This is a genomic window from Methyloceanibacter sp. (genome assembly GCF_058506495.1).
Genome location: NZ_JBZMXT010000157.1, coordinates 1 through 2,902 on the forward strand (window position 1 = coordinate 1; position 2,902 = coordinate 2,902).

Annotated in this window: 3 protein-coding genes; 2 read left to right on the top strand and 1 reads right to left on the bottom strand. The window is 59.4% G+C overall.

Annotation, left to right across the window (positions count from 1 at the left end):
• Positions 1-233 precede the first annotated feature (233 nt).
• Positions 234-1,622: a TAXI family TRAP transporter solute-binding subunit gene (locus tag AC33YF_RS13525; RefSeq protein ID WP_491777737.1), complete on the top strand. Its 1,389-nt coding sequence runs from the start codon at positions 234-236 to the stop codon at positions 1,620-1,622.
• 67 nt (positions 1,623-1,689) lie between these two features.
• Entirely contained in the window at positions 1,690-1,821 is a 132-nt protein-coding gene (locus tag AC33YF_RS13530) for a hypothetical protein (RefSeq protein ID WP_491777738.1), read from the top strand.
• Positions 1,822-2,036: 215 nt separating this feature from the next.
• Here the strand turns inward: AC33YF_RS13530 and AC33YF_RS13535 are convergent.
• Positions 2,037-2,902: tetratricopeptide repeat protein (locus AC33YF_RS13535; RefSeq protein ID WP_491777739.1), on the bottom strand; the 866-nt coding region annotated here is incomplete at its 5' end.

Genomic DNA, 2,902 nt, shown 5'->3' on the forward strand with positions numbered 1-2,902 from the left:
CGAACTCGGAAGTCGACAGGCCTCGAGGGAGCGAAACGGCATCGCGGCCCATCAATGGTGGTCGACGTCTGGTGGCTAGCCCGTCGCGCGTCTCGATGGTAGCTACATCAAGCGGCGATCGCATGTCAGCCCAGCTTCAAGTTTGATGCGGGCGGTAGCCGGGTCGTCGATGATGTGTTTGGCTAGTTCGAGAGAGCTTGATGCAGCGATCGCAACGTGATTTCCCGGATGGCATGCAAAGACCATCGTCGACCTCCAACCGCACGGCGGATGTGGCGAGGTCGACGTTCATCGTCAATTTGACCTCCCTCCGTTTGCAGGTCTTCATTTTCACGGCGGTCGCCGCAGCACTCATTTTAGGGGTGGGTTGGTCGCTCCTCGATCCAGCGCCACCGCGGGCGGTTCGGATCGCGACCGGCGTGCCAGGCGGCTTCTATGATGCCCTTGGCAAGCGGTACCGCGCGGCGCTCCGAAAAAGTGGGGTCGCGGTTGAGCTCGTTGAGACGAGCGGCTCGGTTGAGAACGTTCGGCTCTTGCTCGAAGACAATGATATCGACATTGCTTTCGTTCAGGGCGGCATCACACGCCGTGGCACGGGAGCCGGAACCTTAAGGACGCTCGCAAGTCTCGCAATCGAACCGCTTTGGATTTTCTCGAGGACGGGCGAATTCGATAAACTCGAAGCGAGGAATGGCGTTCGCATCGCCGCAGGTCCAATGGGCAGCGGAACACGCGACCTCGTCACGCATATCCTCTCAATCTTGGGATTGCGTGAACGCGTCGTGCTTGTCGATCTCGGCGGCAAGGCAGCCGCAAACGCCCTAATGGCTGGAGACATCGATTATGCGGCCTTCGTCACAAGTCCCAAAACGGCTTGGGTCCAGCAGCTCCTTGTTGCGCCCGGCATCTCCTTAACGGAGCCGGGCTACACCGCCTCGCTGGTAAGGGTGCTTCCCTTTGCCACCGAGGTGCAATTACCTGCGCGGGTCTTGGACTTCCAGCGGCGCATTCCGAGGGAAGGCCTGACCGTTCTGGGTGTTGCCACATCATTGGTGGTCACACCTTCTGCACATCCCGCCATAAAGCACCTACTGCTGGCAAAGTCGCATGAAATCGTCGACGGCGAGGCCATCCTGGGGACACGTGGCCAGTTCCCATCCCGACAACTTATCGACTTCCCGCTCGACGAGGAGGCCATGCGGTATTTCCAGCATGGACCGACACCAGTTCGCCGTTATCTGCCTTACTGGCTGGCCAATCTGGTCGAGCGTTTCTGGTTTCTGGTCGTACCGATCCTGACGCTGCTGATCCCCTTGCTGGGCTTCGGTCCGACAGCATTTGATTGGAGCATGCGTCGCCGGATCTACCGCTGGTACCGGGAACTGGCAGATATCGAAACCGCAGCCGATCGTGCGGATAGCCGCGATGATACCGAAAGCTTGATCGACAGGCTCGATGCGCTTCAGGAGCGGGTCAAACAAGTCCACGTCTCGTTGGCATTTCGACGGGAACTCTACGCACTCAGGGCGCATATTGCCTTCGTCAGACAAACAATAGCGCGACGGTGGCGTGTAGAAGATCCTGGAGAAACGCATCCGGTCGAGGACATTGTGTCCGACTAGCTGTCGCCGTCAGCAACAAGAAGTGCGTCGTTCGGCAGCTGGATGGTGCCACCGAAAGCTGCGGGACATGAAGCGTTATTTGCAGGGACTACGACCGCGCCGCGCGTATTGCCCGGGTCTCGATGCTGACCGATGGGTCGTGGTGGAACAGCAGGATGCTGCTCGCCGCGAGCTTGGCGAAAGCGGGACGACTGGGTGAAGCCCGGGGCGTTGCCGACAAGTTGCATCGAGATTATCCGGATCTAACTCTGGAAAGAATGCTTCGGCGGATGCCATTCGCGCACACCAAACATACCGAGCATCTGGCAGACGGACTTGTGCACGCGGGCTGGCAGGATTGAGCTATGGGAGGCTGCGCAAGACAGGTCAACAGCTCGAGCTTAGCTCCCTGACTGGCAAGCCCTGCCCATGAGGCTATCGTGCGAGCACGCCAGCGTCTGCCAGTGGCTTCGCTAACGCCTCGAAATCGTTGGCGCGGCGCATCGTGTAGAGCTCCCGTAGTTGGGCGCGAGAGATTTTCCCTCTCGCGGCTACGAGACGGGCTGACGCTTCCTCAGCTCGTTTACGGTCGCCGTGCCGACGGCTCGCTGCAATCAACAGGAGCTCGCTCGATAGCCAGCCGGGGTGCGCGCGCAGCGACTCATCTGCGTTGGTGATTGCGGCTTCGTCATTGCGTAGACAGAAGTGCGTCAACGCACGCACGCAACAATAATAGCCGCGATAAACATCGCTCGGACTAATGCGATCAAGCTGTTTGATCCATCCCAAGGCATCCCTTGGTTGGCCTGCTCGTGTCAGGCAGGACACAAGCTGGTTGTAACTGGTGGGGAAGGAGGGATTGAGATCTATCGAGCGGCGAAGAGCGGTACTTGCCGCTTCATAATCTTTGAGCTTTGCGTTCCAGCCCCCGAGGGCAGCATTGGCGAGATAGAAGCGCGGGTCTAGCTTCCGCGCGGTCTCAGCAGCACCCACTCCCTCCGCGACTACGGAATAGTCGCTGTCATAGCTGTCGGCAGGTCGGCCCGCGATCATGAATTTGAGCCACGCATTCCATGCCAACGTTGCCTGGGCGTAGGCGCAGTCCGGGTGTCGTCGAACGACGTCGGATGCGATTTCGACGCCCTTTGTCAACGCTTGGCGGTCTCCTTGCTCAGCCAGTAATCGGGCGCGCGCCAAGCGCTCCCATCGCGAGAAATTCTGCAACGGTATACGATGCGTAATCTCATCTTCTGAGCGAATCAGCTCTGGCTCGATTGCGGCCGCTATCCGATGGGCCAAGG